The organism is Campylobacter blaseri, from assembly GCF_013201895.1.
GTDB lineage: Bacteria > Campylobacterota > Campylobacteria > Campylobacterales > Campylobacteraceae > Campylobacter_B > Campylobacter_B blaseri.
In genome coordinates this window covers 398,998-422,718 of sequence record NZ_CP053841.1, presented here as the reverse complement: position 1 = coordinate 422,718, position 23,721 = coordinate 398,998, and the positions used below count along the sequence as shown (strand labels likewise).

Sequence of the window (23,721 nt, the reverse complement as noted above, 5' to 3'; positions counted from 1 at the left end):
ATTTATAATAATGATATGTAAATTTCTATTTTATCTTTGCCAATGTATTTTTCAAAATCTGTATTATAAGCTCTTTTAACATCACTTTTATCAAAAAATTTCCAAATTTCATACCACAATTCAATCACAATTTCTGGAATTTTACCTTCCTTTTTAAAACCATATATTTGCCTGATTGCACTACAACATTTTCAAAATTTGAATTTTCGTTGTCTTCTATACCAACTAAAATATCATAGTCCCCAAGATGCATATTTTGGTAATTAAAATAAACTCCATAAGTTATTTTAATTAAACTAGAAATTTCACTGCTAAAAAAATTATTCCATAATTTAGAAATTTTAGAAACATTATTAAGCTCATCTTTATTGTTGGTTGTAGTTTTAAAACCAACTATATTAAAAGAGTTTTTTAAAATAATTTGCTTCATAGGTTAAACCTAATACAAGGTGGATATTCCACCTTGTATATTTTTAGCCATTTCTCTTTTTGATTATTTCTTCGCTAACATTTTTTGGAACTTCTGAATAGTGATCAAATTCCATAGAATATGTAGCACGACCTTGTGTTTGACTTCTAAGATCTGTTGAGTAGCCAAACATTTCTGATAGTGGACAAAATGCATCTACAATTTTATTTCCACCACGATCACTCATGCTATTAATCTGCCCTCTTCTTTTATTAATATCGCCAATTACATCACCCATATATTCTTCAGGAGTTTCAACTTCAACTTTCATAATAGGTTCAAGTATAACAGCACCAGCTTTCCTAGCACCCTCTTTAAAACCCATTGAAGCAGCTAATTTAAATGCCATTTCAGAACTATCAACTTCATGATAACTACCATCATATAAAGTTACTCTGACATCTTCAACAGGATAACCTGCCAATACACCACCTTGCATAGCTTCTTTACAACCTTTATCAACAGCTGGGATGTATTCTTTTGGAACAGCTCCACCTTTTATATCGTTAACAAATTCATATCCACTACCCGGCTCAAGTGGCTCAAGACGCAAGAAGACATGACCATATTGACCGCGACCACCTGATTGTTTTGCGTATTTATATTCTTGTTCGACAGTTTGTTTAATCGTTTCTCTATATGCAACTTGTGGTTGTCCAATCTCAGCATCAACTTTAAACTCTCTAAGCATTCTATCAACAATAACTTCCAAGTGAAGCTCGCCCATACCAGAGATAATTGTTTGTCCACTCTCTTCATCAGTCTCAACTCTAAAGCTTGGATCTTCTTGTGCAAGTTTTTGTAATGCTATACCCATTTTTTCTTGATCAGCTTTTGTTTTAGGCTCAACTGCAACTGAAATAACTGGATCAGGGAATTCCATTTTTTCCAATATAACTTTATCTTTTTCATCAGCTAGAGTATCTCCTGTAAGTGAGTCTTTTAGACCAACTACAGCACCAATTTCTCCAGCATAAAGTTCTTTAATCTCTTCTCTTTTATTTGAGTGCATTCTAAGAATTCTACCAATTCTCTCTTTTTTACCTTTAGCAGTATTATAAACATAACTTCCGCTTTCAAGTTGTCCTCTATACACACGAACAAAAGTTAGCTGTCCAACAAATGGATCAGTCATAATTTTAAATGCAAGACCTGCAAAAGCACCATTATCACTTGATTCAACTGCCACTTCACTTCCATCTTCATACTCGCCTCTAATTTGCGGAACCTCATCAGGAGCTGGAAGATACTCTACAACTGCATCAAGAAGTGGTTGAACTCCTTTGTTTTTAAAAGCTGTTCCACAAAGCATAGGAACAATTTTTAAATCAAGAGTTGCTTTTTTAATACCTTCTTTTATCTCATCTTCAGTTAATTCTTCACCACTAAAATATTTTTCCATTAAAGCGTCATCTGTTTCAGAAATAGCCTCAACTAATTTTTCTCTATATTCTTTAGCTTTATCTATTAAATCAGTTGGAATTTCTTTCTCCTCAAATGTTAAAGGATTTTCTTCATCTTCCCATACTATAGCCTTCATAGCAATAAGATCTACAACTCCTTTAAATTTATCTTCTGCTCCAATTGGAATTTGAAGTGGAACTGGATTTGCTTTTAATCTATCTTTGATTTGTTGTTCAACACTATAAAAATCAGCTCCAACTCTATCCATTTTATTAATAAAAGCTATTCTAGGAACATGGTATTTATTCGCTTGTCTCCAAACTGTTTCACTTTGTGGCTGAACGCCACCAACTGAACAAAACACAGCAACAGCACCATCTAAAACACGCATTGATCTTTCAACTTCAATTGTAAAATCAACGTGACCCGGAGTGTCTATAATGTTAATTTGACGATCTTTCCAAAAACATGTAGTTGCTGCTGAAGTAATTGTAATACCTCTCTCTTTTTCCTGCTCCATCCAGTCCATAGTAGCGGTACCTTCGTGAGTTTCACCTATCTTATGGCTAATTCCTGTAAAAAATAGAATTCTTTCAGTTGTCGTAGTTTTACCAGCATCTATATGGGCTGCAATACCTATATTTCTAATTGAGTGTAAAGGTGTTTTTCTTGCCATCTTAATTCCTTTCCCTTACCAACGATAATGAGCAAATGCTTTATTCGCTTCAGCCATTTTATAAACATCTTCTTTTTTCTTAAATGATGCACCTTTTGAATTTGCTGCATCCATAAGTTCATAAGCAAGTTTTTCAACCATAGTTCTTTCACTTCTTTTTCTAGCAAAAGAGATTATCCATCTAATTGCTAAAGCTTGTTGTCTTGCAGGTCTTACTTCGATTGGAACTTGATAAGTTGCTCCTCCAACACGGCGAGATTTAACTTCCATAATTGGTTTAATATTTTCAATAGCATCATTAAAAACTTCAATACCTTTTGTCTCTTCATTTTTTTTATCGATAAGTTCTAAAGCACCATAAACAATTTTAGTTGCTGTGCTTTTTTTCCCATCGTACATAAGTGAGTTAATAAATTTAGTGATTATTTTGCTACCATATATTGGATCTGGTAAAACTTCCCTAACTTGGGCTCTTCTTCTTCTCATTTTATACCTTCAAATTTATTTAAATTTTACTCAAACTAAGCCAAATCTAATGGGCTAGTCTGTTTTAGCTAAACTATTTTTTAGGACGTTTAGCACCATATTTTGATCTTGATACCGTTCTTTTTACAACACCTGCAGTATCAAGTGCACCACGAACGATATGATATTTAACACCCGGTAAGTCTTTAACTCTACCGCCTCTAACTAATACAATAGAGTGCTCTTGTAGGTTATGACCTTCACCACCTATATAGCTAATTACTTCGTAACCGCTTGTTAATCTAACTTTCGCAACTTTTCTCAAAGCTGAGTTTGGTTTCTTTGGAGTTGTCGTATATACTCTTGTACAAACTCCTCTTCTTTGAGGACAATTTTCTAACGCTGGTGATTTTGATTTTTCAATCACTTTTTTGCGTTGTTTTCTTACCAATTGATTTATGGTTGGCACATTAATTCCTTTCACTATTAAATTTATTAAAAGACCTAATATTATCTAAATTTTACTTAAAATATTGTTAATATATTAAAAATATTTATAAGAGTCGTAAATATGGTGTTTTGGGTGCCGTGTAGCACCCAAAAATTATTCAGTTTCTTCTATTTTTATCTTTTGATTTTTATAAAGTCCTGTTCCTACAGGTATCATTCTACCCAGAATTACATTTTCTTTAAGATCTTCAAGATAGTCAAACTTACCAGCGATACTAGCTTCAGTTAAAACCTTAGTAGTTTCTTGGAAAGAAGCTGCAGAAATGATACTATCACTTCCAATTGCTGCTCTTGTAACTCCTAAAAGAACAGGCTCAGCAATGGCTGGTTCTCCGCCCATTTTCATAATTCTTTCATTCTCTTCTCTAAATTTTCTTCTACTAATCAAATCTCCAACAATAAAATTTGTATTTCCACTATCTAAAATTTTAACCTGTCTAAGCATTTGAGAAACAATCACTTCGATATGTTTGTCACTAATTGCAACACCTTGCGAACGATAAACTTGTTGAATTTCACTAATTAAATAGTAGTGAAGTGCTTTTTCACCTAGTATTCTAAGAATATCGTGGCTACTTATTACACCATCAGTTAGTTTTTCACCCGCATGAACAAACTCACCATCTCTAACTTGAATTTGTCTGTTTTTATCTATTAGATACTCTGCTGTTGTTCCATTTGATGCCTCAACTATTACTCTTTCTTTTGAGCGTAATGGTTTATCAAATCTAATATAGCCATCTATCTCAGATATTATAGCCGCATTTTTAGGTCTTCTTGCTTCAAATAGTTCGCTAACTCTAGGAAGACCTCCGGTAATATCTTTTGATTTTGCAACAGCTTTTGGGGTTCTAGCTAAAATATCTGCTAGAGCTACTTTTTGTCCATTTTTAACCAAAATAGATGTTTTAGGCTCAATTGGATATTTTATAATCTTACCATCATCAGCTATAATTTGAATAGATGGCTTAATACTAGGTGCCAAATACTCATTTACAACCAACCTGCTTTGTCCTGTTAGTTCATCATATTGTTCAGTTGCACTAAATCCAGGCTCGATATCTTCAAAGTGCACAACACCCTCTGTTTCTGCAATAATTGGACTTGAGTAAGGATCCCACTCAGCTATAATATCTTTTTTATCTTCTTGTGGTCTTACTATAATTGAATCTGCTTCAACTTCTGCATCATCATTGAACTCTATTACGGATTTTCTAGGTATATAGTGTCTTGTTGCCTCTCTACCTGTCTTATCTGCAATAACAACAAATAGTCCTTTTTCCGTAACAATATCACCTTTTTTTACACCCTTGAATCTTTCTAAATAATCCCCTATTAAAATAAAGAATTTCAGATTACCTTTTGCGCCAGCTACGATCTCTTTAGTGATAGGCTCTCCATCATCTATTTTAATCTCACTAGCATAAGGGATACGTCCAGGAACATTCCAGCCCTCTTTAATAACCTCAACTATACTTCCATTCTCTCTTACTTTCGTACCACTTGGATAAGGAAGATAAAATTTACCTTCAATTTTTCCTGCAACCCCAGCAAGTTCGTTTGGTTTAGCAAGATTGTGTTTTCTTAAAATATATCTTGCTTCGTCAGTTTCTGATTTAACTGAAACTATTAAATCCTCATGTTCTGTTTCGATATTTAAAACACCTTCAAAAGGTGCTTTAATTTTTGGTTCAACTATTAAAATAGCTGCATTTCTTCTATTTGCAACGATTTTCTTACCATTATTTTCATACGTATTTAGATTATAATATCTAACAAAACCCTCTTTTTTAATGATAATTTGTCTATCTTGTTGCTCTGCTGAAGCTGTTCCACCAATATGGAAAGTTCTTAGTGTAAGCTGTGTTCCTGGCTCACCAATTGATTGAGCTGAAATGATTCCAACTGCCTCACCTGGTTTTACAAGTTTTCCCTCTCCAAGGTTAACTCCATAACATTTTGCACATACACCTTTTGCTGCTTTACAAGTTATAGGATTTCTAATTGAAACTGATTTAATGCCAGCATCAACTATTATTTTTGCACTCTCTTCATCAACTAGTGTACCTTGTGAAATTAAAATTTCATTGGTTATAGGGTCAATTACATCATCACTTAAAACTCTTCCTATAACTCTATCTTCTAATGTTTCAACCAACTCTCCATTAACAGATATTTCAGAAATTTCAATACCTTCGTGTGTTCCACAATCACTAATAGTAACTTTAACATTTTGTGCAACATCGATTAGTTTTCTTGTTAAATAACCAGCATTTGCTGTTTTCAAAGCAGTATCAGCAAGACCTTTTCTAGCACCGTGAGTTGAAATAAAGTATTCTAAAACATTTAACCCTTCGCGAAAGTTTGAGATAATAGGTGTTTCAATAATACTACCATCAGGTTTAGCCATAAGCCCTCTCATACCAGCAAGCTGACGAATTTGAGCTGCACTACCCCTAGCACCACTATCTGCCATCATATAAATAGAGTTAAATCCACCTTTGTCAGCCTTTACAAGCCTCATCATCTCACCGGCTACTTGATTGTTAGTATCTGTCCATATGTCAACAATTTTATTATATCTTTCACTATCTGTTAAAAGACCAGCACTATAGTCATTTTGTATATTTCTTACTTCTTTTCTAGCGGTTTTTATATATTCACTTTTTGAATCAGGTATTATAATATCATAAACAGATATTGAAATTCCTGCTTTTGTAGCTGATTCAAAACCCAAATCTTTTAAATTATCTAAAAATTTAGCTGTTACTTCAAAACCACCTATTTTATAAACATGGTCAACTAAATTTGCTATATCTTTTTTCTTAAGTATTCTATTCCACAAATGCTCTGGAATAAAATCAGGAACAATTGATTTAATTATCAACCTTCCAGCAGTTGTAAAAATAGTATTTCCATCTATCATAGTTTTAATTTTTGCATGAATATCCAAAAAACCTGACTCCACAGCGATTAAAACCTCATCTACACTTGAGAAAATTTTGTTTGCACCTTTTGCACCCTCTTTTTCCAAAGACATATAGTAAATCCCCAATACCATATCTTGAGAAGGAACAGAAATTGCCTTACCGCTTGCAGGAAGCAAAATATTCATAGAGCTAAGCATTAAAACTTTACATTCAGCTATTGCCTCTTGCGATAATGGAACATGAACTGCCATTTGATCTCCATCAAAGTCTGCATTAAATGCAGCACAAACAAGCGGATGAAGTCTAATAGCTTTACCTTCAATTAAAACAGGATGAAATGCTTGAATTGACATTTTATGAAGTGTTGGAGCACGGTTAAGCATAACAGGGTAATCTTTTACAACCTCTTCTAAGCATTCCCAAACTTCATTTACTTTATCATCAATCATTTTTTTAGACTGTTTTATAGTAGTTGCATAGCCTTTTTCTTGAAGTCTTGCTATTAAATGTGGCTTAAATAGCTCAAGTGCCATAGTTTTTGGTATACCACATTGATCCATTCTTAAATTTGGACCAACAACAATAACACTACGTCCAGAAAAATCAACCCTTTTGCCAAGTAAATTTTGTCTAAAACGACCTTGCTTACCTTTAATAATTTCACTTAAAGATTTAAGTGGTCTTTTGTTGGCTCCTTTTACAGCATTTGCTCTACGACCATTATCAAACAAAGCATCAACTGCTTCTTGAAGCATTCTTTTTTCATTTCTAATGATAATTTCAGGGGCATCAAGCTCTACAAGCCTTTTAAGCCTTGTATTTCTGTTTATAACTCTTCTGTATAAATCATTTACATCAGAAACTGCAAATTTTCCACCATCTAAACTAACAAGCGGTCTTAAATCAGCAGGCAAAACAGGTAATGCTGTTATCATCATCCACTCAGGCTTATTTCCAGAAGATACAAAACTTTCAACAACTTTTAGTCTTTTTACTATATTCTTCTTCTTAGCTTCTGAGTTTGTATTTTTCATATCCTCTTTTAATTGCTCTAATATTGCAACCAAATCAAGTTCAGAAAGCATATCTTTAATGATTTGGCCACCCATTTCAGCACTAAAGCCTGTTGGAGCATATCTGCTTGAAAGCATCTGATATTGATCTTCATTTAAAACTTCATATTTTTCTACTTTTTTAGAATTTTCATTATCATAATATGCATCACCAGGATTGCTAACTATGTATGCTTCATAGTACAAAACCCTCTCTAAATCTTTCATCTTTACATCAAGCAAAGTTCCTATTCTACTTGGAAGTGAATTTACATACCAAATGTGAGCAACAGGTGTTACTAAATCTATATGACCCATTCTTGAACGGCGAACTTTTGAAGTAGTTATTTCAACACCACATTTTTCACATTTATGACCTTTAAAACGCATTTTTTTATACTTACCACAAAGACATTCATAATCTCTAATTGGTCCAAAAATTTTGGCACAAAAAAGTCCATCTCTTTCGGGTTTTAAAGTTCTATAATTTATAGTTTCTGGTTTTTTAACCTCACCATAACTCCACTCTCTTATCTTTTCAGGACTAGCTAATTTTATTTGAACAGCATCAAAATCATGTGGTCTTTCGTTTTCGTTTATCTCTATTGGGCTCATTTCACTCATTATCTTCGTCCTTTTTATATATATCAATATCAAGTACTAATGATTTTAGTTCTTTTGTTAAAACAAAGAATGTCTCAGGGATACCAGCAGTTGGAACATTTTCACCGCGGATTAATGCTTTATAAGCAGCAAGTCTTCCATCAACATCATCTGATTTAATAGTAAGCATCTCTCTTAATGTATAAGCTGCACCATAAGCCTCCAATGCCCAAACTTCCATCTCTCCAAATCTTTGACCTCCAGAAAGAGCTTTACCACCAACTGGTTGTTGTGTAACTAAACTGTAAGGTCCTGTACTTCTTGCATGAACCTTTTCATCAACTAAGTGATGAAGTTTTAGATAATACATACATCCAACATTAACTCTTTCTTTAAATTTCTCTCCTGTTCTACCATCATAAAGTTCTGTTTTGCCATCACTATCAATGTTAGCCATTTTAAACAAAGTAACAAAATCTTCAGGAACAATTCCTTCAAAAACAGGAGCAGAAAATTTAACACCTTTACTCCAGTCTCTAGCATATTTCAATAATGTTTCATCATCTATTTTACTCAACTCTTTTTTAGCATCCATAAGTTTTGCAGTATCTGCTATCTCAATCATTTTAGCTCTTAGTATTTTTAGCCATTCGCCTGTTTTTTCTTCCATAATGGCTTCAATTTGCTCACCTAATTTCCACCCAACCAATCCAAGGTGAGATTCCATTATCTGACCTATATTCATACGGCTTGGAACACCTAGTGGATTTAATACGATATCAACTCTTTTACCATCTGGAAGATATGGCATATCAACCTCTGGAACTATGTTTGAAACTGTACCTTTGTTTCCATGGCGACCTGCCATTTTATCGCCTATTTTTAACTTTCTTTTTGTTGCTATATAAACTTTAACAAGTTTTACAACTCCACTTGGTAAAATATCATCTTTTTCTAAAATTTCAAGCTTTTCATCATGCTTTTCTTTTAACATTCGCTTTTCGTTTTGAAAATGATTTTTTATTGTATCATACTCTTTTTGAACCTCTTTAGAATAAGACTTTATAAATAAATTAATAGTAAATCTATTAGAACTTTCAATATCAGCCTTTTCTACAAATTGACCCTTAGAATATTCTTTATCACCAAGCTTTCCATCTTCTGCAAGCTTATGTTTTGCAAGAAGTGAAACAACTTTAAACATTTCTTCTCTATCGAGCATTAAAAGTCTATCATGATGTTCTTTTTCTAAAGATGTCTTTTCTACTTCATAAGCTTGTATTGTTCTAGCATCTTTTTCATAACCTTTTTTAGTAAATATCTTGACATCTATAACAACACCTTCCATAGATGTTTTTGCATACATAGATTTATTTACAACATGACCTGCTTTTTCTCCAAAAATGGCTCTTAAAAGTCTCTCTTCTGGTGTTGGTTTTACTTCGCCTTTTGGTGTTACTTTGCCAACTAGAATCATTCCAGCTTTAACTTTTGTTCCAATTTTTACAATTCCACTCTCGTCAAGATGTTCAATATCTTCTTCTTTTACATTTGGAATATCTCTAGTTATCTCTTCTACGCCATCTTTAAGCTCTCTTGCTTCTATATCTTTTTCATATATATGTATGCTGGTATAATCATCATTGCGAATCATTTTTTCACTTATTACAACAGCATCTTCATAGTTATATCCATGCCAAGGCATAAATGCTATAAGTGCATTTTTACCAAGAGCAAGCTCGCCACCGTCCATACTAGCACCATCAGCTATAACTTGACCGGCTTCAACCCTATCACCTTTTTTAACAATAGGATGCTGCGTAAACATTGTGTTTTGGTTTGTTCTAAGATTCTTTTCCACTAAATAATGATCTATAAAAGAGCCATTCTCATCCTCGCCTAAAATAAATATATTTTTGTTATCAACTTTTTCTACAACACCAGATCTTTGTGCTTTTATGGCCTCCCAAGAATCTCTTGAAATTACAGCTTCCATTCCAGTTCCAACAAGTGGAGCTGTTGCTTTTAACAAAGGAACGGCTTGACGTTGCATGTTTGAACCCATTAAAGCCCTATTAGCATCATCGTGTTCTAAAAATGGAATTAAAGATGCAGCAACACCTGCAATCATGCCAGAACATAGGTCAATTAGTTTAATATCCTCTTTTTTTGCAAGAATTGTTTCACCATTTTTTCTAGCTTCTAAAAAATCTCTTACAATATATCCATTTTCATCAGCTTCAGCAGAAGCTGGAGCTATAACAATTCCCTCTTCTTGGGCAGCTGTTAAATATATAACTTCATCTGTAATTTTTCCATCAACTACTTTTCTATAAGGAGCCTCAACGAAACCTAACTCATTTACCTTAGCATATGTTGCAATTGTGTTAATAAGCCCAATGTTTTGACCTTCTGGAGTTTCTATAGGACAAATTCTACCATAGTGAGTCGGGTGAACGTCACGAACCTCAAAACCAGCTCTTTCTTTTACAAGCCCACCTTCGCCTAGTGCTGAAAGTCTTCTTTTATGTGTAATCTCACTAAGTGGGTTTGTTTGATCCATAAACTGGCTAAGCTGTCCACCTGTAAAAAATTCCATCAAAGTTGTTGTAATGGTTTTCGCATTGATTAGATCATAAGGCATAATTTCATCTATATTATTACTTAAAGTTGTAAATTTATCTCTTATGCTTTTTTGCATTTTAACAAAACCAAGATGGGTTTCATTTGCTAAAAGCTCACCAATTGATCTAATTCTTCTATTTCCTAAGTGATCTCTATCATCAATAAAACCTTCACCATTTTTAACTTTTATTAAATATTGTGCTGTTTTTAAGATATCTTCACTTGTCATTATAGTAACATATTCAGGCACTTCAAGGCCCAATTTATGGTTCATTTTCATACGACCAACTTTTGTAAGGTCATATCTTTCAGGGTTAAAAAACAAATCTTGAACAAAAGCTCTTGCCGCCTCTTTTATAACAGGCTCGCCTGGCTTCATAACTTTGTAAATTCTAATAGCTGCTAAATCATTTTCATCATCTACATCTTCTGTTTGTTGAAGAGTTTTTAAAGTCTCAGCATCTTGCAAGAATGAATTTATAATACTATTATCAACCCCTTTAGCAAGGTCATTAGCTATATCTATGCTTTCTTGAGTAGCCAGAATTTTTTCAATCTTTGCTTCATCTAATGAAGATAGAGTATCATATAAAACCTCACCACTTTCGTTGTCAATTATAGGATTTGCCAAATATCTATCAAGTAGCTGTTCTACTGGATACTCTACAAGCTCCGCGCCTTGATCTAACAAAGTTTTTGCTTTTTTGCTTGTCAATCTTTTTCCAGCAGAGTGCAATACATTACCATCTTCATCTTTAATATCATGTTCTAATCTTGTATTATAATCCTCTGGATCAAATTTAGTTAAAAATTTACCATTTTTTATAATCAATGTCTTTATTGGGTAAAATAGTTTTATTATATCTTGTTTTTTATATCCTAATGCTCTAAAAAGTATTGTAATAGGCATTTTTCTTCTTTTATTTATTCTTACATATAATACATCTTTTGCATCATATTCAAAATAAAGCCAAGAACCCCTATCGGGTATAATCTGAGCTGTGTAGATACGTTTATTAATAACAGTTGGACTATCTTCTTCTTTAAAAATAACACCAGGGCTTCTATGGAGTTGATTAACTACAACTCTTTCTACTCCGTTTACTATAAATGAGACCCTATCTGTCATAAGAGGAATATCTCTTATAAAGATGTCCTGTTCTTTTATATCTTTAATACCAATTTTCTCACCTGTTTTTTCATCTTTATCATGAACAACAAGTCTTATTTTCATTTTTAAATTTACAGAATATGTAAGGCCTCTTTCCATACATTCTCTAATGGAATATTTTGGGCTTAAAATTTCACTACTAACATATTCTAATGTTAATCTATTTTGAGGATCGTGAATAGGAAAAATAGATTTAAAAACCCTCTCAATACCGCTTTCGCTGTTTGAATTGTTTACGTTTAAAAAATTATCAAAACTCTTTTTTTGTAGTTGTAATAAATTTGGAATATCAATCTCTTTTTTAACTTTTGAAAAGTCAATTCTAAGACGATTTCCGGAATATAGGCTATTTAACATTTGACCACCTTATGGCAAAAATTTGAAAGAATTATTGGTGCTAGAGTTAGCACAAATTGGAAAAAGCCAAAATAGCTTTTTCCATCGGATTTGTAAAAATAAATTATTTAAGCTCGACTTTAGCGCCTGCTTCTTCAAGTTGTTTTTTAGCTTCTTCAGCATCTTCTTTACTAATACCTTCTTTAAGAGTTGAAGGAGTTCCTTCAACAGCATCTTTTGCCTCTTTAAGACCAAGACCTGTTAAAGCTCTTACTACTTTAATAACATTAATTTTTTTAGCGCCTGCGTCTGTTAAAATAACATCAAACTCAGTTTTTTCTTCAGCTACAGCACCAACATCGCCACCAGCACCACCAGCTACCACAACAGGTGCTGCGCTAACGCCAAATTTTTCTTCGAATTCTTTTACTAATTCACTTAATTCTAATACTGAAAGATTAGAAATATATTCTAATACATCTTCTTTTGTAATCGCCATTTTATTATCTCCTAATTTTTATATTTAAGCTATTTCTTCTTTTTTTTCTCTAAGCGCATTTAAGCCGATTGTGAAATTTTGAATCGGTGCATTCCAAACTTGAAGTAACATCGCAAGAAGTTCTTCGCGGCTTGGCATTTTTGAAAGCGCTTTAACCTTATCTATACTACAAACTTCGCCATCTATATATGCAGTTTTTATAACAAATTTTTCATTTTTTTCTTCAAATTTTGCTGCAACTTTTGATACATTAAGCGAATCTCCCCATAGGAAGATGTTTGTATCTTTTAGCCCCATACCATCTTTATTAGCGTTTTTTAAAGCTATTGAAGCTAAAGTATTTTTAACTACTTGAACTTTAACATCTTGTTCTTTTGCTTGTTGTCTTAATTCTTCAATTTTTTTAACAACTAGGCCTTTGAAATCGCTTACAATAATACCATCAGAATTAGAAAAACTTTCGGTAAGTTCAGATATAAGAGCAGATTTTTCATCTCTTGTCACTATTCGTCTCCTTTCCGACCGGTGATTTCAAGCAGAGCGGATTTAATCCAATTAAGCAATTGCCTCGGCTATCTCCAATCAAAGATATATTTTTTATTTTTATTATTTTAAATCAATCAACTCTTGTGTATCAAGAGCTACTGCTGGACTCATTGTCAAAGACAGAGCACCATTTTTAATATATCTGCCTTTTGCTGCTGCTGGCTTATGTTTGTTTATAGCTTTAATAAAAGTAGTAACATTATCCATTATTTGTTCTTTAGTAAAACTAACTTTTCCAAGACCAGCATGTATATTTCCTTGCTTATCAACTCTAAAATTAACTTGTCCGCCTTTGGCATTTTCTATTGCTTCTTTTACATTCATTGTAACAGTGCCTGTTTTTGGATTTGGCATTAAACCTTTTGGACCAAGTATTCTACCAACTTTACCAACAAGTCCCATTAAATTTGGTGTTGCAATTAAAACATCAAAATCTATATTGCCTTTTTGAATATTATCTATTAAATCATCATCTCCAACCATATCAGCACCAGCAGCTTTTGCCTCATCAGCTTTTGCATCTTTTGCTATAACAGCAACTCTTACAGTTTTTCCTGTACCTGCTGGAAGTATAACTGAACCTCTAACCATTTGATCAGCATGTCTTGGATCAACATTAAGCTTTAATGCAATCTCAATAGTTTCATCAAATTTTGCAGATGGTAATGTTTTTATAACATCAACTGCTTCATCTAATAAATATCTCTTACTTGTGTCAATTTTTTTTAGTAATTCGTTAAATCTTTTTGAATTTTTTTTCATAAGTTTCTCCGCATAAAATTTGCTTCCACCAATTTTAAGCCTTGGTGGTAAAGGCTTTTAGTTTTCTACAGTTATTCCCATAGATCTAGCAGAACCTGCTATAATTTTCGCTGCTTGCTCTCTATCATTAGTATTAAGGTCAGCTATTTTCTTATCAACAATTTCTAAAATTTGATCTTTTGTTAACTTTCCAACTTTATTTTTAAGTGGGTTATCTGAACCCTTATTTAGGCCTGCAGCTTTTTTTATTAAATCAGTAGCAGGTGGCTGTTTTGTAATAAAAGTAAAACTTCTATCAGCATAAACTGTTATAACAACAGGTATATTATATCCTGCCATATCTTTAGTTTTTTCATTAAATGCTTTACAAAACTCCATAATATTAACACCTTGCTGTCCTAATGCTGGACCAACTGGTGGGCTTGGATTTGCTTTTGTTGCTGCAATTTGCAGTTTTATTTCGCCTATAACTTTTTTAGCCATAAACCTCTCTCCTTCAATTAAACAATTTTTTCAACTTGGGAATATGTTATTTCAACAGGTGTGCTTCTACCAAATATTGAAACATTTAGTTTTAAAGTCCCATGTAGCATATCATACTCTTCTACAGTTCCATTAAAATTTGCAAATGGACCTTCTGTAATTCTTACAACTTCACCCTCATCAAAAGATATTTTTGGTCTAGGTGCCTCTCTTCTATTAACCTTATCAAGAATAAGCTCTATATCTCTATCACTTAAAGGAGATGGCTTTTTAGCTTCACCAATAAATCTGCTTACTTTTGGCAACATTTGAATTTTGTGCCAAATAGTAGTGTCTAAATCTATATTTGCAAAACAATAGCCCGGATATAAACTTTTTTCTTTTATAGTCTTTTTTCCGTTTTTTACATCAATAACATCTTCAGTAGGAACAACAACTTGCTTAATCTTATCTTCAATATTGTTGTCTACTGCTAATTTTTCAATAGCATTTTTTACACTAATTTCAGATCCGGCATAGGTTTGAATTGCATACCATTTATGTGTCATGCTACCCTCACACTATTTTTGAAATAGAAATTGACATTAACAAATCAATTAGTGCTAAAAATCCAGATACTACTGATACAACAATAATTACAGTTATAAAAGCATTTCTTACCTGCTCTTTAGTTGGAAAAATAACATTACCAATTTCTATTTTGGATTGATGTAAATAACTCTTAATTTTATCCATATTAATTTTACCTCATAAAGTGGCAGGGCAAGAGGGATTCGAACCCCCAACCATCGGATTTGGAATCCGGCGCTCTACCGTTGGAGCTATTGCCCTAAGAAGCATACATTGGCTTAGCTTTTAAGCTTAACTTCTTTATGCAATGTATGTTTTTTAAGTCTTGGGCAATATTTTTTAAACTCAAGCTTCTCAGTTGTGGTTTTACTATTTTTATATGTGCTATAGTTAATATCACCACATTCTGAACATTTTAATCCTACTTTAACTCTCATTAAATATCCTTAAACTAAGAGTGAGAATTTATCTCACTCTATTTTATAATTATTCTATAATTTCAGTAACAACACCTGAACCAACTGTTCTACCACCTTCACGGATAGCAAATCTAGTACCCTTATCAAGCGCAATTGGGTTAATTAACTCAACTGTAATTTTAACATTATCACCAGGCATAACCATTTCAGTACCTTCTTGTAATGTAATAGATCCTGTAACGTCAGTTGTTCTTACATAAAACTGTGGTCTATAATTATTAAAGAATGGAGTATGTCTACCGCCTTCTTCTTTTGTCAATATATAAACCTCAGCTTCAAATTTCTTATGTGGAGTGATTGATTTTGGTTTACATAAAACCATACCTCTCTCAACATCTTCTTTTTTAGTACCTCTAAGCAAAATACCGCAGTTATCACCAGCTTCACCTTGCTCCATCTCTTTTCTAAACATTTCAACACCAGTAACTGTAGTAGTTTGTGTTGGTCTAATTCCAACAATTTCAATAGTATCGCCAATTTTAACAACACCTTTTTCAATTCTACCTGTTACAACAGTACCACGACCTGAAATTGAAAATACATCTTCAACTGGCATCAAGAAATCTTTATCAGTATCTCTTTTTGGCTCTGGTATGTAGCTATCAACTGCATCCATAAGTTCCATGATTTTTTCTGACCATTTGCCAGGAGTACCAGCTTGAACTTCTTCAATTGCCTTAAGAGCAGATCCAATTACTATTGGAGTATCATCGCCTGGGAAATCGTATTCATTAAGAAGTTCTCTTACTTCCATTTCAACTAACTCTAAAAGTTCTTCATCATCAACCATATCAGCTTTATTCAGGAAAACAACTATATATGGAACACCAACTTGGCGTGATAAAAGAATGTGCTCTCTAGTTTGTGGCATTGGACCATCAGCAGAACTAACAACTAATATAGCACCGTCCATTTGTGCAGCACCTGTAATCATGTTTTTAACATAGTCGGCGTGACCTGGACAATCTACGTGTGCATAGTGTCTTTTTTCTGTTTCATACTCAATGTGAGATGTAGCAATTGTTATACCACGCTCTTTTTCTTCTGGAGCGTTGTCAATACCAGCATAATCTTTAAGTTCAGCTAGACCTTTTGTTGAAAGAACTGCAGAAATTGCAGCTGTTAGTGTAGTTTTACCATGGTCAACGTGACCTATAGTACCTATGTTAACGTGTGGCTTATTACGCGTAAATTTTTCTTTAGCCATCTTTATCCTCCGTAATGATATGTATACTTTCTAAGTCTGTGCTATTTTTTATAGTTGCTCTATTTTGTATGGAGCTCATAGCGAGACTTGAACTCGCGACCTCTTCCTTACCAAGGAAGTGCTCTACCTCTGAGCCATATGAGCATAACTCATGGCAAAAGTAAAGCTATACTATATATTATAACACAAAAACAACTATTTGGAACCTTGTTAGTAACTGTATAAAGTATTTTACAGCTCCCAGTATGGTATCCTAAATGGAGCGGGAAACGAGACTCGAACTCGCGACCCTCAGCTTGGAAGGCTGATGCTCTAGCCAACTGAGCTACTCCCGCAAATAGCAAATGGTGGTGAGACGTGGATTCGAACCACGGAAGGCGAAGCCAGCAGATTTACAGTCTGCCCTCGTTGGCCACTTGAGTATCTCACCCAAAAAATATGCTATGTCTGGTCAAACACTGTTTTTACAAAAAATGGAGCTGGTAAACGGACTTGAACCGCCGACCTACTGCTTACAAGGCAGTTGCTCTACCAACTGAGCTACACCAGCATTCCTATAATTTGTAAGTTTGAATTATACCTCATTTTTTTTTATATGTCAAGACTTTTTAAAATTTTTTAAAGCAGGTGCATAGCTTATAAACTATACACCTGCTTAATATTAATAAAAACCTGTAGTTTTGCCAGTTACATCAATCATTATATTTTTTGTTTGTGTATAATGATCTAATATAACCTTATGAGTTTCTCTTCCTATGCCAGATTGTTTATAACCCCCAAATGGACTACCTGCTGGAATTTGGTTATAGCAATTAACCCAAACCCTTCCTGTTTCCATAGCCCTTGCTGTTCTTAAAGCTTTTGTGATATCTTTTGTAAATACACCGCCACCTAAGCCATATTGACTATCATTTACCATTTTAATAAGTTCTTCTTCATTTTTAAATTTTATAACAACTCCAACAGGTCCAAAAATTTCTTCTTGTGCAACTTCCATATTATTTGTAACATTTACAAGTAGTGTTGGTTCAATAAATGTTTCACCTATAGATGATCTTTTACCACCAACTGCAACTTTTGCCCCCTCCTTTTTACCTATTTCTATGCAGTCTAAAATTTTATCTGCTTGTTTTTTATTTATTTGAGATCCCATTTGTGTGTCTTCTTTTAAAGGATCTCCAACTTTAATATTTTTAAATTTCTCTATAGCAGCCTCTAAAAATTTGTCATAAATTGCTTCTTCTACAAAAATTCTACTACCTGCGCAACAAACTTGTCCTTGATTGAAAAGTATTCCCATTTGAACACCATCAAGTGCTTTTTCAAAATCAGCATCTGCATATATTATATTAGCACTCTTTCCACCAAGCTCTAAAGTCGCAGGTATAATTCTTTTAGCTGCTGCAATACCAATATCCCTACCAACTTCAGTTGATCCTGTAAATGCAAGCTTATTAAGTCCTTCATGATTTTTTAGATATTCGCCGGCCTTACTACCTCTTCCAGTTATCACATTTATAAGACCTTTTGGAAGAATATCTTTTATAAGCCTCATTAGCTCTAAGACACTAATGCTTGTTTCAGAGGATGGCTTAAGAACACTAGAATCACCAGCTGCAATAACTGGGGCTAGTTTCCAAGCAGCCATTAAAAATGGGAAATTCCATGGAACTATCTGACCAACGACTCCAATTGGCTCTCTTAAAACTATGCTTAACTGCTCTTCATTTAAAATATTAGCAGTTCCCTCTTCGCCTTGAATAACTCCTGCAAAATATCTAAAATGGTCAGCTGCATATGGAATATCAACATTCAAAGTTTCACGGATAGGTTTTCCATTATCCATTGTTTCAACTTTAGCTAAATATTCTTTATTTTCATCAATAATATCTGCAATTTTTAAAAGTAATTTGGAGCGCTCGTTCACGGTTGAGTGTTTAAATTTATCAAAGGCTTTTTTTGCAGCCTCAACTGCCCTATCAACATCTTCTTTAGTAGCATCAGCAATAGATGCTATCTTTTCACCTGTTGCAGGGTTAAAACTATCTAGTGTTGCTCCATCACTTGATGGAACAAATTCCCCATCAATAAACAGATCGTATTTGTCTAATATTTTTATCATATTATACTCCTTATATTTTATATAGTTATAGTATAATAATAGAGTAAATATTTATATTTAAAAATGCGGAATTTATATTCTGATATCTACCTCACAAAAGACCTCTTTGTGTATCCCTTTGTTTTTTGTATTTAGTATATTTAGATATATAAGATATAAATTTGGCTTAACAAATCTGTTTTTAACTATGAAATACTTATTTCCAGAACCAGTAGCCATTTGGCTATTTAATTCAATAGGTTTTTCTAAAATATATCCAGAGCTTCCTACAAGATATGCTTTTATATCTATACTTTCATTGCAATAAACACGGAAAATTAGCTCTTTTTTATGCAATACAAACCTGTAGTCAATTTCAAGATCTTCATAATTTTCGCTTCCTTTTTCGTTGTCTATATCTATTGGATTATCAAATGAAATAATTTTACTATTAAAATCTGGATCTAGTTGAATATCAAAACCACTACTGCTTTTTTTGATTTGTTCTATCTCTTCTTGTGTAAAAAACTCATAACTATTATTTTGTTTTAAAAACTCTTTATCAAGAGTTATTCTCATACCTGCAGATAACTCTATCTCTTTTTTATGCAGAGCTAAAACTGCTTTAGCATCCAAAGATCTAGCCCACACAGAGTCATCAATATATAACAGATCTCCAGCTTTAAGGTTTTCCTCTTCGCATAATATAACATCTCTTTTAACGATTAGCCCCTGTATACTTTTTACATAGCCTATTGTTCTATTATTCATTTCCATTTTCCAATATAAAATTTATGAGCTCAATTGGGTTCATACACCTCATATCGCTTTTCGCTAAATTCAGTGCATTATTTAGCTGCATCTTACAAGCACTGCACTCTGCACTAACTATTTTAACACCTGTGTTATTTAACATTTCTATCTTTTGTTGTCCTGCTTTTTTGCTTAAATTGTATCTATTTGTCTGCATAGTGACCCCGCCAAATCCACAACATTTATTAGGATCAGACATTTCAACGATATTATAATTTTGAGATAAAAGTTCCCTTGGCTCTTTGTATATGCCTTGCATTTTTCTTGCATGGCAAGGATCATGATAAGTAATATGTTCTTCACTAATCCCTTTTTTTGCTAGTATCTTTTTTAATCTAGTATATTTATAAAAATATTCAGTAGCTAAAAAAATCTTTTTATTTATATTTTTTGCTCTTTTTAACCACTCTTCATCATCTTCAAACAGATGTAAATAATCAACTCTAATCATAGCCGAGCAAGTTGCTTCAGGAATAATTATAGCATCTAATTTTTCTAGTTTTTTTTCAAAATATTCTATATTAAATTTAGCAGCTTTCTTGACCGCTTTAAAATCCCCTGTAAAATACATAGGAGCACCACAGCAAGCTTGTTTTTTCATCAAATCTACATTGATATTTAGCGCTTTACATATATTTAAAACACCCTCTCCTATATCTGTATAGGCATAATTTGCCATACATCCTATAAAAAGCCCAACTGTTCGTATCCCTCCATTGTGTATATACTCTCCATGAGAGTTCATAAAACTTTTTTTAGCTATAGCAGGAAAAAGCCTCTCTTTTTTTAAAAGTGGTAAATCAAATTTAGTATGTAAAGATTTATCAAATTTGCTACTTTTTTCTGTAACTAGCCCACAAGTCTGAAAAACATATCCCATTTTAGACAGTATATCAAGCATCGTTCTGTGGCCTAGTAGCCAAAAAGCTGTTTTTTTATACCATGAAATTCCATACTTATCGGCTATATCGCTTCTAATATTTTCAATAGCTGTATCTACATTTAGACTACTTGGACAGATATCAACGCAATTTGTGCATAAAAAACAACTCTCAAAAATATTCTTAGCATCTTCATTAAGTTTTAGCTCTCCTCTTTGATAAGCTCCAACAAGATCTAAAAATCCACGAGGAGATGTAACCTCATCTTGATTTATACTATAAATAGTGCAAACTTGTATACATTTTCCACACTTAACACAGCTATCGCTTATCTTTTTAAAATCATATTTCATTATACAGTCTTTGAAAACCTCTTTTCACCGCTTCCTATTTTCTTCATATACTCATCAAAACACATAGCTATGTTTCTAATAAGAAGTCTTCCTGTAGGATTAACCTTTATCTCTTTTTTTGATACTTCAACAAATTCATTTAAATATTTAAGCTCTTCAAACCCCTCTTTAAAATGTTCAAAAAAGTCTATATTAAATTTATCTTCAACGCTCTTTATATTAACATAGAAATTTGCCATCAAACTCATTATAACATCTTTTCTAAGTCTATCTTCATCACTTAATTTTACACCTCTAAAATATGGCAATTTTCCCTCATCAATGGCAGCTTCATAAGGCTTCATATCTTTATAATTTTGAGCATAGTGTCTAAAGCCTTCGCCTATACTTGTAAGACCAACTCCGATTAAATCAGCTCCAGCTTTTGTCGTATATCCTTGAAAGTTTCTATGTAAAGTTCCATCCTCTAAGGCTCTAAATAATTCATCTTCAGGCTTTGCATAATGATCCATACCTATCATTCTATAGCCATTTGAGGTTAAATAATCATGGGTATATTTTAAAATTTCAAGCTTTACTTGAGGTGTTGGTATAGTATCTTCATCAAGTTTTCTCATACTTTTTTTAATCCACGGAACATGTGCGTAGTTAAATACAGCAAATCTATCAGGATCTAGCGATAAAGCAAGCTCTAAAGTCTTTTTAAAAGTATCTAGTGTCTGATATGGAAGTCCATAAATTAGATCCATATTTATAGACTTAATGCCTTTTTCTCTTGCCATATCTATTGCATTTTTTGTTATTTCATAAGGTTGAATTCTATGAATTACCTTTTGAACCTTTTCATTGAAATCTTGAACGCCATAGCTTATTCTATTAAATCCATTTGATGTTAAAACTTGAAGTTGCTCCTCATTTAAAAATCTAGGATCAATTTCACAGCTAATCTCAGCATCGCTACTTATGTTTTTAAAATGTTTTTTAATGTTTTTTATATGTAGTTCTAGCTGTTTGGCATCAAAAAAGGTAGGAGTTCCTCCACCAAAGTGAATTTGTGTTACTACTCTATTTGTATCTACATATTTAGATAAAATTTCTATCTCTTTATCTAAGTACTTTATATATCTATCCATCTTTTCACTTTTACTAGTATATACAACATTACAGCCACAAAAATAACAGGCCGATCTACAAAAAGGAAGATGAAAATACAAAGACAAAGGCGTGCTTGACTTTTGAGACTTTAACTCATCTAAATACTCTTCATATTTAAAATCTTCGCTAAATTCAATAGCTGTTGGATAGCTTGTATATCTTGGTCCTGGTTTTGAATATTTTACATAAGCATCAAAATTTATATCTTCTTTTTTCATATAACCTCTTTTATAATTTTATCTTTTATAATTCCATCTAATTTTAAAAATAAATTTGGATGTCTCTTTTTTATATCAATAAGCACCTCATCTAAATCAATATTTAAAATTTCCTCTTTTGAACCCTTTGAAGCTCTTTTTTTAATTTCATCAAGCGATACTGCCCAGACATCTCCAAAATCAACCGGGAATGTTTGAGCAATCGATTTTTCAAGTTTTAATTTAAAATTCTCGTTAGCAATTTTTCTATATGATTTTATCATCCCTTTTAATGTTTCAACTGAAATTGTAGCATAAAGGTTATTATCCTCATCTACTCCAAAAAGTGGTTTATCACTATCCCATCTACCACTTTCTAGCGTAATAAGTTTTGAATTTTCATCTTCTAAATTTTGAACTTTAAATACATTTTTTTTATCAGCATCTATTCCTAATATTTTACTAATTTCATCTAAATTTTTATATTTATTATCTAACATTGTTTTTCCTTTTTTCATTAAGCCAAACCAACAACCCTTTTTGCGCATGAAGTCTATTTTCTGCTTCTAAAAAAATTTCTTTACTATGTTTTTCAAATACTTCTTTTGATACTTCATAATCTCTATAAACAGGTAAACAGTGTAAAAATTTAGCCTCCCTATCAGCCAATTTCATAAGCTCGTTATCTACACAAAAACCTTTAAAATGTTTTATTTTTTCCTCTTTTTGTTCTTTGTTGCCCATAGACATCCAAGTATCAGTAGTAGCTACATTTGCAAGCTCTATAGCTTTTTTTGGGTTGTTACTTACAGATATTTTAGCTCCACTTTGTTTAGCGTTGTCTAGGGCTATTTTTAAAATTTCACTATCTATTTCATAATTTTTAGGAGTTGCAATTTTTAATTCAAATCCTAACTTACTTGCAGCCATGAGCCATGAATTGCTCATATTGTTAGCATCACCAATATATGCAACTTTTAAATCCTCTAAATTAAACCCTAGCTCCATTAAAGTTAGAAGATCCGCCATTAACTGAGCTGGATGAAAAAGATCACTTAACCCATTTATTACAGGAACTTTTGAATATTTTGCTAAGATTTTTAAGTCTTTGTGTCTATATACTCTTGCCATTATTATATCACACATTGATGAAATAACAAGAGCTGTGTCCTTTAAAAGCTCGCCTCTGTTTAATTGCATATCATTTTTACTTAAAAAAAGTGCATGTCCTCCTAGTTGATACATACCAACTTCAAAACTCACCCTTGTTCTTGTTGAGTTTTTTTCAAATATCATAGCAAGAGTTTGTTTTTCTAGATATGGTTTAAATATTTTATTCTCTGCTTCATTTTTAATCTTCTTACTAAGATTTAAAATTTCAATGATTTCATCTTTACTAAAATCATTTAAAGTCAAAAAATGTCTCATTTTAAC

At 32.6% G+C, this 23,721-nt stretch carries 21 protein-coding genes and 5 tRNA genes; all 26 read right to left on the bottom strand.

The window, feature by feature from the left end; all coding sequences use genetic code 11:
* Window positions 1-2 precede the first annotated feature (2 nt).
* Entirely contained in the window at window positions 3-128 is a 126-nt protein-coding gene (locus tag CBLAS_RS09740) for a hypothetical protein (protein WP_277620696.1), read from the bottom strand.
* Window positions 125-430: an effector binding domain-containing protein gene (locus CBLAS_RS02265; RefSeq protein ID WP_106871513.1), complete on the bottom strand. Its 306-nt coding sequence runs from the start codon at window positions 428-430 to the stop codon at window positions 125-127. The genes CBLAS_RS09740 and CBLAS_RS02265 overlap by 4 nt, the downstream gene beginning before the upstream one ends.
* A gap of 43 nt (window positions 431-473) precedes the next feature.
* Window positions 474-2,549 carry an elongation factor G gene (gene fusA, locus CBLAS_RS02260; RefSeq protein WP_106871514.1) on the bottom strand — a complete coding sequence of 692 codons (2,076 nt, stop codon included), beginning with the start codon at window positions 2,547-2,549 and terminating at the stop codon, window positions 474-476.
* A 15-nt stretch (window positions 2,550-2,564) separates the two neighbouring features.
* Entirely contained in the window at window positions 2,565-3,035 is a 471-nt protein-coding gene (gene rpsG, locus CBLAS_RS02255) for a 30S ribosomal protein S7 (protein ID WP_106871516.1), read from the bottom strand.
* Between the two features lie 73 nt (window positions 3,036-3,108).
* Complete coding sequence (gene rpsL, locus CBLAS_RS02250; RefSeq protein ID WP_106871518.1) at window positions 3,109-3,483, bottom strand: 30S ribosomal protein S12; 375 nt, start codon at window positions 3,481-3,483, stop codon at window positions 3,109-3,111.
* Between the two features lie 135 nt (window positions 3,484-3,618).
* Window positions 3,619-8,130 (bottom strand): DNA-directed RNA polymerase subunit beta', encoded by a 4,512-nt coding sequence (gene rpoC, locus CBLAS_RS02245; RefSeq protein WP_106871520.1) that lies wholly within the window; start codon window positions 8,128-8,130, stop codon window positions 3,619-3,621.
* Window positions 8,123-12,262 carry a DNA-directed RNA polymerase subunit beta gene (gene rpoB / locus CBLAS_RS02240; RefSeq protein WP_106871522.1) on the bottom strand — a complete coding sequence of 1,380 codons (4,140 nt, stop codon included), beginning with the start codon at window positions 12,260-12,262 and terminating at the stop codon, window positions 8,123-8,125. Before rpoB ends, rpoC begins: the two co-directional genes overlap by 8 nt.
* A 103-nt stretch (window positions 12,263-12,365) precedes the next feature.
* The gene (gene rplL, locus CBLAS_RS02235) at window positions 12,366-12,740 is read right to left on the bottom strand and encodes a 50S ribosomal protein L7/L12 (RefSeq protein ID WP_106871524.1); all 375 of its coding nucleotides are present in this window, start codon (window positions 12,738-12,740) and stop codon (window positions 12,366-12,368) included.
* Between the two features lie 24 nt (window positions 12,741-12,764).
* Window positions 12,765-13,244: a 50S ribosomal protein L10 gene (rplJ, locus tag CBLAS_RS02230; RefSeq protein ID WP_106871526.1), complete on the bottom strand. Its 480-nt coding sequence runs from the start codon at window positions 13,242-13,244 to the stop codon at window positions 12,765-12,767.
* A 102-nt stretch (window positions 13,245-13,346) separates the two neighbouring features.
* A complete protein-coding gene (gene rplA, locus CBLAS_RS02225; protein ID WP_106871528.1) occupies window positions 13,347-14,048 on the bottom strand; it encodes a 50S ribosomal protein L1 in 702 nt (233 codons plus the stop codon).
* A 57-nt stretch (window positions 14,049-14,105) separates the two neighbouring features.
* Window positions 14,106-14,531, bottom strand: a complete 426-nt coding sequence (gene rplK, locus CBLAS_RS02220; protein WP_106871530.1) for a 50S ribosomal protein L11 — start codon at window positions 14,529-14,531, stop codon at window positions 14,106-14,108.
* A gap of 17 nt (window positions 14,532-14,548) precedes the next feature.
* Window positions 14,549-15,079: a transcription termination/antitermination protein NusG gene (nusG, locus tag CBLAS_RS02215; protein ID WP_106871532.1), complete on the bottom strand. Its 531-nt coding sequence runs from the start codon at window positions 15,077-15,079 to the stop codon at window positions 14,549-14,551.
* Between the two features lie 7 nt (window positions 15,080-15,086).
* On the bottom strand, window positions 15,087-15,266 hold the full coding sequence (secE, locus tag CBLAS_RS02210; protein WP_106871534.1) for a preprotein translocase subunit SecE: 180 nt from the start codon (window positions 15,264-15,266) through the stop codon (window positions 15,087-15,089).
* Between the two features lie 20 nt (window positions 15,267-15,286).
* Window positions 15,287-15,362: transfer RNA gene (locus CBLAS_RS02205), tRNA-Trp, on the bottom strand.
* A 17-nt stretch (window positions 15,363-15,379) separates the two neighbouring features.
* Window positions 15,380-15,538, bottom strand: coding sequence for a 50S ribosomal protein L33 (gene rpmG / locus CBLAS_RS02200; RefSeq protein WP_106871536.1), 159 nt, complete (start codon window positions 15,536-15,538; stop codon window positions 15,380-15,382).
* A 49-nt stretch (window positions 15,539-15,587) separates the two neighbouring features.
* Window positions 15,588-16,787, bottom strand: coding sequence for an elongation factor Tu (tuf, locus tag CBLAS_RS02195; RefSeq protein WP_106871538.1), 1,200 nt, complete (start codon window positions 16,785-16,787; stop codon window positions 15,588-15,590).
* A 69-nt stretch (window positions 16,788-16,856) separates the two neighbouring features.
* A tRNA-Thr gene (locus CBLAS_RS02190) sits at window positions 16,857-16,931 on the bottom strand.
* A 114-nt stretch (window positions 16,932-17,045) separates the two neighbouring features.
* Window positions 17,046-17,122: transfer RNA gene (locus tag CBLAS_RS02185), tRNA-Gly, on the bottom strand.
* Window positions 17,123-17,132: 10 nt separating this feature from the next.
* Window positions 17,133-17,217 (bottom strand) — tRNA-Tyr (locus CBLAS_RS02180).
* Between the two features lie 44 nt (window positions 17,218-17,261).
* Window positions 17,262-17,337 (bottom strand) — tRNA-Thr (locus tag CBLAS_RS02175).
* A gap of 111 nt (window positions 17,338-17,448) precedes the next feature.
* A complete protein-coding gene (locus tag CBLAS_RS02170) occupies window positions 17,449-18,909 on the bottom strand; it encodes an aldehyde dehydrogenase family protein (RefSeq protein WP_106871540.1) in 1,461 nt (486 codons plus the stop codon).
* A 72-nt stretch (window positions 18,910-18,981) separates the two neighbouring features.
* The gene (locus tag CBLAS_RS02165) at window positions 18,982-19,659 is read right to left on the bottom strand and encodes a hypothetical protein (RefSeq protein ID WP_106871542.1); all 678 of its coding nucleotides are present in this window, start codon (window positions 19,657-19,659) and stop codon (window positions 18,982-18,984) included.
* Window positions 19,652-20,935, bottom strand: coding sequence for a (Fe-S)-binding protein (locus tag CBLAS_RS02160; RefSeq protein WP_106871544.1), 1,284 nt, complete (start codon window positions 20,933-20,935; stop codon window positions 19,652-19,654). Before CBLAS_RS02160 ends, CBLAS_RS02165 begins: the two co-directional genes overlap by 8 nt.
* Window positions 20,935-22,308, bottom strand: coding sequence for an oxygen-independent coproporphyrinogen III oxidase (hemN, locus tag CBLAS_RS02155; RefSeq protein WP_106871546.1), 1,374 nt, complete (start codon window positions 22,306-22,308; stop codon window positions 20,935-20,937). The genes CBLAS_RS02160 and hemN overlap by 1 nt, the downstream gene beginning before the upstream one ends.
* Window positions 22,305-22,787, bottom strand: coding sequence for a DUF2603 domain-containing protein (locus CBLAS_RS02150; RefSeq protein ID WP_157940023.1), 483 nt, complete (start codon window positions 22,785-22,787; stop codon window positions 22,305-22,307). Before CBLAS_RS02150 ends, hemN begins: the two co-directional genes overlap by 4 nt.
* Complete coding sequence (gene argF / locus CBLAS_RS02145; protein ID WP_106871550.1) at window positions 22,777-23,715, bottom strand: ornithine carbamoyltransferase; 939 nt, start codon at window positions 23,713-23,715, stop codon at window positions 22,777-22,779. The genes CBLAS_RS02150 and argF overlap by 11 nt, the downstream gene beginning before the upstream one ends.
* Window positions 23,716-23,721 lie beyond the last annotated feature (6 nt).

Coding starts and splice junctions, on each gene's coding strand:
- CBLAS_RS02265 (WP_106871513.1), bottom strand. CDS start 430: ATGAAGCAAATTATTTTAAAAAACTCTTTTAATATAGTTGGTTTTAAA.
- fusA (WP_106871514.1), bottom strand. CDS start 2,549: ATGGCAAGAAAAACACCTTTACACTCAATTAGAAATATAGGTATTGCA.
- rpsG (WP_106871516.1), bottom strand. CDS start 3,035: ATGAGAAGAAGAAGAGCCCAAGTTAGGGAAGTTTTACCAGATCCAATA.
- rpoC (WP_106871520.1), bottom strand. CDS start 8,130: ATGAGTGAAATGAGCCCAATAGAGATAAACGAAAACGAAAGACCACAT.
- rpoB (WP_106871522.1), bottom strand. CDS start 12,262: ATGTTAAATAGCCTATATTCCGGAAATCGTCTTAGAATTGACTTTTCA.
- rplL (WP_106871524.1), bottom strand. CDS start 12,740: ATGGCGATTACAAAAGAAGATGTATTAGAATATATTTCTAATCTTTCA.
- rplA (WP_106871528.1), bottom strand. CDS start 14,048: ATGAAAAAAAATTCAAAAAGATTTAACGAATTACTAAAAAAAATTGAC.
- rplK (WP_106871530.1), bottom strand. CDS start 14,531: ATGGCTAAAAAAGTTATAGGCGAAATAAAACTGCAAATTGCAGCAACA.
- nusG (WP_106871532.1), bottom strand. CDS start 15,079: ATGACACATAAATGGTATGCAATTCAAACCTATGCCGGATCTGAAATT.
- secE (WP_106871534.1), bottom strand. CDS start 15,266: ATGGATAAAATTAAGAGTTATTTACATCAATCCAAAATAGAAATTGGT.
- rpmG (WP_106871536.1), bottom strand. CDS start 15,538: ATGAGAGTTAAAGTAGGATTAAAATGTTCAGAATGTGGTGATATTAAC.
- tuf (WP_106871538.1), bottom strand. CDS start 16,787: ATGGCTAAAGAAAAATTTACGCGTAATAAGCCACACGTTAACATAGGT.
- CBLAS_RS02170 (WP_106871540.1), bottom strand. CDS start 18,909: ATGATAAAAATATTAGACAAATACGATCTGTTTATTGATGGGGAATTT.
- CBLAS_RS02165 (WP_106871542.1), bottom strand. CDS start 19,659: ATGAATAATAGAACAATAGGCTATGTAAAAAGTATACAGGGGCTAATC.
- CBLAS_RS02160 (WP_106871544.1), bottom strand. CDS start 20,935: ATGAAATATGATTTTAAAAAGATAAGCGATAGCTGTGTTAAGTGTGGA.
- hemN (WP_106871546.1), bottom strand. CDS start 22,308: ATGAAAAAAGAAGATATAAATTTTGATGCTTATGTAAAATATTCAAAA.
- CBLAS_RS02150 (WP_157940023.1), bottom strand. CDS start 22,787: ATGTTAGATAATAAATATAAAAATTTAGATGAAATTAGTAAAATATTA.
- argF (WP_106871550.1), bottom strand. CDS start 23,715: ATGAGACATTTTTTGACTTTAAATGATTTTAGTAAAGATGAAATCATT.